We start from the raw sequence: 8,116 nt of genomic DNA on the forward strand, positions 1-8,116 counted from the left end.
GGTCAGCACGTACGATCATGCCGATGAGCCCGTATCCCGGTGACCCGGCCGGCTGAGCTGGATCACCCACACTGGTGATCATGGTCGAGGTGTACGCATTTACTGTGGCAGAGAGGGAGGGGCGCACACATGAGCCTGATCGCCGCCGACGTGATCCCGCTCGGGCATAATCGGCCCGACACCTACACCGACGCGGTCGAGATCTATCTGCGCTCGGCCGGGATCGCCGCCTCCTCCCAGCGGATCTACCGGATCTCGCTGACCACCTGGACGTGGCTCGCGCGCGGCGAGCAGCCGCCACTCGGCAGAGCCCGCCGCGGCACCACCCCGCCCGCCGTCCCCTTCAGCACCCTGGACGCGCCAGCCACCGCCGGCATGCTCGCTGAGACCTTCGCGCAGCGGGCCCGGCTGGTCGACGCCGACACCGTCAACCGGGAGCTGTCGGTGCTGAAGGCCGCCATCGCCTGGTGGCGCACCCGGGGCTGGCTCGCCACCAATCCGATCGCCGGGATCGAACGCCGCCCCGCGCCGCCGGACCGCCCCCGGGCGCTGTCACGCGGGCAGATCGCCGCGCTGTTCGAACTGAAGGCGCCCCTGCGCGAAAAGACGCTGTGGCGGATCCTGTATGACACGTGCGCCCGCGCCGAGGAAATCCTCAGCCTCGACATCGACGATCTCCTCCTTGCCGACAAGCGCGCCCGTATCGTCTCCAAGGGCGGCGCCACCGACTGGGTGCATTGGCAGTCCGGCACCGCCCAGCTGCTGCCCCGGCTGCTCAAGGGCCGCACTCGCGGCCCGGTCTTCCTTACCGACCGGCGAGCACCAGCCCACACCCCCACCCTCGATGTCTGCCCGGTGACCGGCCGAGCGCGCCTGTCCTACCGGCGCGCCGCGGAACTGTTCGAGAGCCTCACCCGGCCGCTGGCCCACCCCGGCATCACCGACCCCGCCGAACTCGAACTGCGCGGCGGGTGGACGTTGCACCAGCTACGCCATTCCGCGCTGACCCACGAGGCCGAAGACGGCACCAACACCCCCACCCTGCTGGCCCGCTCCCGGCACGCCTCCGTCCGCTCCCTCGAACGCTACGCCCGGCCCGGCGTCGACGCCGTCGCCAGCCACGTCGCCTCCCGCGACCCCCGAGCACGCCGCGCCACCTGACACCACGCTCACCGTACGCCTGGGCAACGGGCGGTCCGGACAGAGCCGGGGGCAGGCAGGCCGGTGGCGCCACCAGCAGAATCACCACCGTCAGGCGGCCAACTCGACGGCGGTGAAGTCGATCTCCTTGAGTTCCGGGTTGAACGCCGCCGGCTTACCGCCGATCTCGTCGGTGGCGTAGGCGCCGAAGCGGCGGATATAGGCGCGCAGGTAGGGCGACAGCGCTCCGAGCTCATCAGCGGTGATGGTCCACCCCTCGGCAACCAAGATACGCACCACGTCCATGAGATCCAGGGCATTGTGGAAGATCACCAGGTTTGCCAGCAGTGGAGTTGACCCGGTTTGGTGGACACCTGATCTCTGGGGAACCCTGGTTCCCGAAAGAAGGAGTCTGCTGTGCCGAACAACTATCCGCCGGAGTTTCGCCGGCAGATGGTGGAGCTGGTGCGCGCGGGACGGTCTCCGGAGGCTTAGATTCAGACGATCAACGCAACGCTGCTAGTGGATGGGTGGATCGTGACTCGGATGGGTCGGCCGGGAATGTCGGATGCGATGAAAGAAGACTTGTGGCGGCGGTGGCGCGCCGGTGACTCCATCAGCGTGATCTCCCGGGCACTGGGCAAGCCCCCGGGGTCGATTTTCACGGTGCTGAAGCACCATGGCGGCAGCGCGCCGGCCGAGCGGGTGCGCCGGGCCGACCGTTTGAGTGCCGAGGACCGGGAATCGATCTCTCGCGGCATCGAGGCTGGAGCCTCACTACGTTCGATCGCCGTGTCGATCGGCCGCCCGGCATCCACGGTGAGCCGGGAGGTCGCCCGCAACGGCGGCCGAGTGAAGTACCGTGCGGTCGCCGCCGAGCAACGCGCTCAAGAGCAGGCACGTCGCCCAAAACCGTCCGCCCTGCAGGACAACCCGATGCTGCGCCAGCTGGTGATCGAACTGCTCGACAACGAGTGGTCCCCGGAGCAGATCGTGGGACACCTGCGGCTGATGCACACCGGCAACCCGCTCATGCGGATCAGCCACGAAAGCATCTACCGCGCGATCTACACGACTCGCTGGAAAGTGATCCCGCGTGAGCTGTGCACCAAGCTGCGCACGCGCCGTCCCATCCGCAAAAACAAGAAGAACACGGTCAAGGGCCAGTGGCGTTCCCAGATCACCGGGGCACGGCCGATCGAGGAACGGCCTGACGCAGCCAACGCCCGAACCGAGCTCGGCCACCTCGAAGGCGATCTCATCGTCGGAGCCAAGAGCAGCCAGGTCGCGACGCTGGTCGACCGCAAGTCCCGCTACCTGACCATGGTCGCGCTACCCAGCCGTCACACTACGACGGTCATCCCTGCCCTGCAGCAGGCGTTCTCACTGATGGATGCTCGCCTGCTCAGCACTCTGACCTGGGACCGCGGTATGGAACTCGCCGGCCACCAGCTGCTGACCGAAGCGACCGGCGTCGACGTCTTCTTCGCGGCACCGCGCAGCCCATGGCAGCGGGGCACAAACGAGAACACGAACAAACTGATCCGGCAATATCTACCGAAAGGCATCGATCTGAGCCTGTACAGCCAAGCCGACCTCGACGCCCTGGCCGCCCGACTGAACAACCGCCCCCGCAAGTACCTCGGCTACCGAACCCCGGCCCAATGTGTTGCCTTGACTCTTTGAATCTAAGTTCACCACGATTCGATGTTGACCGCTGGCAGGCCAGGCTCGATGAGCTGCGCGCCGCTCATCACGTGCCGGGAGCTTCCCTGGCCGTGCTGACCGGTGGAAACATTCACGAACTGGCCAGCGGTGTGCTGCACCGGGGCACAGGGGTGGAAGTGACGACCGACTCGGTGTTTCTGGCCGGCTCGCTGGCCAAGGCCTACACCGCCACGCTGGTGATACGGCTGGTCGACTCCGGCGCCCTGGACCTGGACGCGCCGGTCGTCAGCGTGCTGCCGGAGTTCGCCACCCCCGACCCGCAAGCCACCAAGACGATCACGATCCGGCAGCTGCTGTCGCACACCGGCGGGGTAACCAACGACTTCAGCTACGACGGTGGGCGTGGTGACGACTGCCTGGCCAAGTACGTCCAGGCGGCCAGGGAGGTGGCGCTGGACTGCCCGCCCGGAACGGCGATCTCCTACGGCAGCCTCGGCTACGTCGTGCTGGGCCGTGTCATCGAGGTGCTGACCGGCAAGACCTGGGATCAGGCGCTCAAAGACCTGCTCTTCACCCCGCTCGGGCTGGAGCACTCGATGACGCTGCCGGAGGAGGCGCTGCGCTTCCGGGTGGCGATGGGTCACCTGGGCGAACCCGGCCAGGACCCCGATCCGGCGTCGGTCTGGGACCTGATGCCGCGCTCGGCTGGGCCGTACGGCAGGGTCATCGTCTCGGCCGGCGATGTCGCCCGGTTCGCCAAGATGCACCTGGACGGGGGCCTCGCCGCCGACGGCACCCGCGTCCTGTCCGCCGACGCTGTTGCCGCGATGCAGCGCCGCGAGGTCGACAGCCCGGACAAGTGGTCGATGTCGGCCGACGGCTGGGGCCTGGGGTGGACCCTGCACGACTGGAATGGCATTCCCGGCTACGGCCACGACGGCAGCGCCGTTACCCAACACTCTTACCTGCGCGTCGTCCCGCATGCGGGCGTGGCCGTCGTCTTGCTGGCCAACGGCGGCAACTTCAGCCGACTGTATGTCGACCTGGTCGCCGAACTACTGGCCGAGCTGGCCGGGGTGCGCATGCCGCCCCCCTTCGCCCCGGCGGCGACCCCGCCCAAGGTGGACATGACGGAGCTGGTGGGCGTCTACAAGCGCGAGGGCGTCCTTACCACCATCACCCAAGAGGACGACGGAGCCGCACGCATCCGGTATGAGTTCGTGGACGGCATGAAGGACTTCTCCCCACCGCTGGAGGCGGACCTGACGCCGGTGTCGCAGACGGTGTTCGCCGCCTCCGGCGAGGACTACATCCCGGTGGTGTTCTCCACTCTGACCAACGGCACTCCCTGCGTGTACGTCAGCATGCGCTGCACGCCCAAGATCGCCTGACCTCGACCGCCCCAGCATCGCCCCGGCTCCTTCCAGTCCGCTCACATCGGAGAGCCGGGGTGCTGCGGGCGCCGGTAGGTGAGGATCAGGCTCTCCACCACCTGCCGCTGCCGCAGGTGGATCTCCTCCAGCTTGGCCTTGGCCTTCTTGTTCGTGGCCGCCATCCGCTTGCACAACATCTCGGCGAGATCATCACGCGCCCGCGCCCGGGCGGTGTGCATCAGGCACACCAGCAACGCGACCCGCTTGGCGTCGACGGTGTAGGTCCGGGCCAGCACGTCGGCGTCGGCCGCATCGGCCTCCCCGGCGAAATCGGCGATCTTCGAGGCGGCGATGCCTTCCAGCACCGCCTCGGTATCGCACGACCCCTCCACCCACGCCAGGTGGGCGGCCTGCTCCCTGAACTTCGACCAGCTCACCCGCCGCGCCGGTTTCTTCAACCGGTCCAGACCACTCTTGCCGCCCGGCCCGACCACCAGCAACGCCTCGATACGGGCACGGTCCTGCGCGCTCAGACGCCGCCAGATCGTCTGGAAGATCTGCCCGTTGACCTGAGTGCGGATCGTCGACTCCATGGCATCCAGCGTCGAGAACGCCGGCAGCTCCAACCGCGCCCGCGCCAGCCGCTCCAACGCCACGTTGATCAGATCCGGCGGATGGTTCTTCACCCAAGCCGCCCGGGTCATCGCCTTGGCCGCGATCTTGCGAGCCTTCAACGGACGGAACAAACCGTAGCGAGACGAACACACGCACAACAGGCGAAGAAGATCACAGCTTCATCAACCCCGCCGCCAAACCCTTCAAGATCATCCCAGTGTGGGTTTTGGGCTTATGTGGGCTGACCCCCTAGATGACCGGAGCGCCCTCAGCGGAGGACGTCGAAGACCTGCTTCTGCAGGCCGTTGCTGTAAGCCTCGTGCTCGATGAGCTTGAGCTTCTGGGTGTCCTTGTCGGTGGCGGGGAACAGGCGCTTGCCGGCGCCGAGCAGCAGCGGGTAGACGAGGAGGTGGTAGCGGTCGATGAGGCCCGCGTCGGCGAGGCTGTTGTTCAGCGAGGCGCTGCCGTGGACGATGATCGGGCCGCCGTCGGTCTCCTTGAGGGCGGCGACCTCGTCCAGGGAGCGAAGGATGGTCGTCTCGCCCCAGTTGGAGACGAGCTTGTCGTTGGTGAGGGTGGTGGAGACGACGTACTTCGGCATCGTCTTGTAGTGCGCGAACTCCTCCATGTCCGGCCACACCGGGCTGAACGCCTCGTAGCTGACCCGGCCCATCAGGACCGCGGTGGCCTCCTGCTGCTCCCGCCCCTTGATCTCGAACGCCTCGGGGACGAACTCGACCTCCTTGAAGGTCCATCCGGTGTTGCGGTAGCCGGGCTCGCCGCCCGGGCCCTCCACGACGCCGTCGAGTGAGATGAAGGCGGAGCTGATCAGAGTACGCATGGTGCTTTCCTTCGGGTGTGTGGTGTTCTGTCTTGCTCACCGCCGCTTCGGGTGTGTCCGAGGGGCGGGGGCTCGGTGGGGTGTCCGGGGGTCAGCTGAGGAGGCCGGTCAGCCAGTGCTGCCAGGCGGCCTCTGCTCCGTGCGTGTCCGGCCCGAACAGGTGGTGGAACATCAGTGCGGTGCCGGGGCCGTGGTGGAAGGTGTAGATCGCGTCGGCGGTGCGGACCACATCGCCGTCCAGCGGCGGCAGCCCCGCCGGCTCGACATGTGCCCGGTCGCCTACGGCGGCCGGGGCCGGCAGCGACAGCCCACGGGTGAGTGTCGCCCGGGTCTCCTGCGCCGACCTGCCTTGCGACGGCGCGAAGGCGAAGACGGGGACCGCCGTGCGTCCGGGGAAGTGGGCCAGGTACTCGCGCAGCGTGTGGAGGTGGAAGGGCCGGCCGCGGCGCAGGGCGTCGTACTCGTCCTGCCAGTCGTCGCCGAGCAGGCCGCTGTGGACGACGCGGAGCACGGTGCTGCCGCCGTCTCGTCCCTCGATCAGGTACTCGAAGACCATGAACCGGCCGTCCTCGCCCTGGGTGGTACGGGTGGCGAAGCGTTGGCCGGGCTCGTAGGCGGTAATCACCGCCTCAGCCGGGTTGTCCCCGGTGTCCATGGCGGCGACGCCGCCCTCGCGCGGATCGACCGCGTTGCGGCCCGTGAACCAGGAGGTCGATCCCCGACCCGGTCGCGATGGCCTCCCAGACCTGCTCCGGGCCCGCCGGCAGGTCGTCTCCAGCTCGATCTCGAAGGGGTGCGTCATCCTCGGTGCTCCTGTCCTGCGTCGGATTCGGTCGCGTGTGTCCCCCCGGCCTGCTGCTCCGGGCCGGCCGCGGTTCCTGCGGCGGCGGACGGTGCCGCGGGTATCTGGTGCAGCCCGATGACCATGCGGTAGCTCCTGCCCTCCGGGGCGGCCTCGTCGTGGTAGCGGCCGACAAGGGCTGCCACGGCCTGGGTCAGGTCGTCGGCGAAGGCCGTCCGGTCGGCGGCCGTGGCGAACCGGACCTCGGCGTCGATGCCGAAGGTGGCGACCCGCCGCCCGGCCCGGGAGGCGCCGGTCAGCAGCGACCCGACCTCCTGCACCAACCGGGCCCCCAGCGCCAACAGCCAGCGGGCGGAAAGCTGGTCGGGCGCACGGGAGGGGTCCGGGATCACGGCGGCCAGGGCACTGGGGGAGATGACGTAGGAGGAGGCGGTGGCGCGGTAGACCCGCTCGGTGACGTTTCCCTTGCGCCGTTCCTCGACGAGCTCGACCAGCCCGTGCCGTTCCAGCTCCTTGACGTGGTAATTGACCTTCTGCCGTGGCAGCCCCAGGTGGCCGGCCAGCATGGTGGCGGAGCCGGGTTCGGCCAGGGCGGCGAGGATCCGGGACCTCATCGGGTCCAGCGACGCCTCGGCCGCGGCGGCTTCTTCGATCACAGCAACATCCAGCACCAGCCCAACCTCCGTTGGAATAGAAAATCTGACAAGACAAGAGAGGTTGTTGGTGGGCCCGCCGAAACGGCGAACCGGGCTGCGGCCAAGGCAACTGCGGCGGCACCTTCCGAGGCGCGTGCGGCAGCTATCGCAGGCGGGATCGGAGCCCCGGAATGACGATGGCAGCGACCGCGATGTGGGTGAGGATCAGCGTCACCCGCGTAGCGGCGTCAGCATCGGGGACCAGGAAGTCGGGCAGAAGAGACACCGCCAACAGCGCGACGGCTGTTCGGACGAACGCCCGGGCGGGCCGATCTGACCACCTCCGGAAGGAGGCTGCCAGCGCGACGCCCACGACAGAGAACACAAATGCAAGCTGCGTGAAGCCCAGCAGTGGTATTCGCTCACCGCCGATCTCAAGCGACACGCCGAAGGCGTCCGCCGCAGCGGCGACCACCGTCGCGGCGACAGCACCTCCCGCGGCGAATGCGAGGCCCGGCAACCACAGCGCGCGACGGCTGGTCGTGATCGGCCCGTGGTCAGGGGCGATCGAGGTAGATCTGGACACGTCGGTCTCCTTGCCGAGGGGTGGGTGGCCGCTTGCGTCAGTGGTCGGTTTTCGACCACGGCTGCGTCGGATACCACTCCAGTGTTCAACCGAAAGGAATAATTGTCAAGACAGGAAAAACGGTCGGCCCTGAGTGCCAGCTGACCGCACACGACCGCCGCTGTGCGCGGTTCTCACAAATGACCGATTGTGCGAGGTCGGCGGCACCTTCGTTCGGCGAGACGTTCGCCCAGGTCGCCACTCGCAGAACTCCTCTCAGAACCGGAACCTTCTAAGAAATGGTTCTGAGACGCTCACGACCTGCGCGGACGCTCTACTTGGCGGCTGGTGACACGGACCCGAGTGGAGGGCCTGGAGGCGTGGATGGCCCAGCGCGTTCCGGCGGCCGGGGAGGTTGCGCTAAGGGGATTCCCCCCATCATGTGTCCCGGGGCATCGCCACGGCGGAATCCGGTTC

Annotated in this window: 9 protein-coding genes; 3 read left to right on the plus strand and 6 right to left on the minus strand. The window is 68.1% G+C overall.

Translation table 11 applies throughout. The features are described from left to right. The first annotated feature begins 129 nt into the window (after window positions 1-129). Window positions 130-1,161 (plus strand): tyrosine-type recombinase/integrase, encoded by a 1,032-nt coding sequence (locus tag ABZ260_RS41140; protein ID WP_355628555.1) that lies wholly within the window; start codon window positions 130-132, stop codon window positions 1,159-1,161. Window positions 1,162-1,251: 90 nt separating this feature from the next. Here the strand turns inward: ABZ260_RS41140 and ABZ260_RS41145 are convergent, their stop codons facing one another. Beyond that, the gene (locus ABZ260_RS41145; RefSeq protein WP_355628578.1) at window positions 1,252-1,641 is read right to left on the minus strand and encodes a Tn3 family transposase; all 390 of its coding nucleotides are present in this window, start codon (window positions 1,639-1,641) and stop codon (window positions 1,252-1,254) included. A 72-nt stretch (window positions 1,642-1,713) separates the two neighbouring features. Between ABZ260_RS41145 and ABZ260_RS41150 the strand changes: the two genes are divergently transcribed. Together ABZ260_RS41150 and ABZ260_RS41155 are read left to right on the plus strand one after the other, a co-directional pair. After that, window positions 1,714-2,826: an IS30 family transposase gene (locus ABZ260_RS41150; protein WP_355628558.1), complete on the plus strand. Its 1,113-nt coding sequence runs from the start codon at window positions 1,714-1,716 to the stop codon at window positions 2,824-2,826. Then, window positions 2,805-4,199, plus strand: a complete 1,395-nt coding sequence (locus ABZ260_RS41155) for a serine hydrolase domain-containing protein (protein ID WP_355628561.1) — start codon at window positions 2,805-2,807, stop codon at window positions 4,197-4,199. The genes ABZ260_RS41150 and ABZ260_RS41155 overlap by 22 nt, the downstream gene beginning before the upstream one ends. A 41-nt stretch (window positions 4,200-4,240) precedes the next feature. Here the strand turns inward: ABZ260_RS41155 and ABZ260_RS41160 are convergent, their stop codons facing one another. The 5 genes from ABZ260_RS41160 to ABZ260_RS41180 all read right to left on the minus strand — a co-directional run bounded on the left by ABZ260_RS41160 (window position 4,241) and on the right by ABZ260_RS41180 (window position 7,660). Continuing rightward, the gene (locus tag ABZ260_RS41160; RefSeq protein ID WP_355628563.1) at window positions 4,241-4,915 is read right to left on the minus strand and encodes a hypothetical protein; all 675 of its coding nucleotides are present in this window, start codon (window positions 4,913-4,915) and stop codon (window positions 4,241-4,243) included. Window positions 4,916-5,064: 149 nt separating this feature from the next. After that, the gene (locus tag ABZ260_RS41165) at window positions 5,065-5,637 is read right to left on the minus strand and encodes a dihydrofolate reductase family protein (protein WP_355628566.1); all 573 of its coding nucleotides are present in this window, start codon (window positions 5,635-5,637) and stop codon (window positions 5,065-5,067) included. 91 nt (window positions 5,638-5,728) lie between these two features. Then, a complete protein-coding gene (locus tag ABZ260_RS41170; RefSeq protein ID WP_355628569.1) occupies window positions 5,729-6,439 on the minus strand; it encodes an SRPBCC domain-containing protein in 711 nt (236 codons plus the stop codon). Further along, window positions 6,436-7,110: a helix-turn-helix domain-containing protein gene (locus tag ABZ260_RS41175; protein ID WP_355628572.1), complete on the minus strand. Its 675-nt coding sequence runs from the start codon at window positions 7,108-7,110 to the stop codon at window positions 6,436-6,438. Before ABZ260_RS41175 ends, ABZ260_RS41170 begins: the two co-directional genes overlap by 4 nt. Window positions 7,111-7,237: 127 nt before the next feature. Then, a complete protein-coding gene (locus ABZ260_RS41180) occupies window positions 7,238-7,660 on the minus strand; it encodes a DUF6069 family protein (RefSeq protein ID WP_355628575.1) in 423 nt (140 codons plus the stop codon). Window positions 7,661-8,116 lie beyond the last annotated feature (456 nt).

The sequence above is a fragment of the Streptosporangium sp. NPDC006013 genome, assembly GCF_040614275.1.
GTDB lineage: Bacteria > Actinomycetota > Actinomycetes > Streptosporangiales > Streptosporangiaceae > Streptosporangium.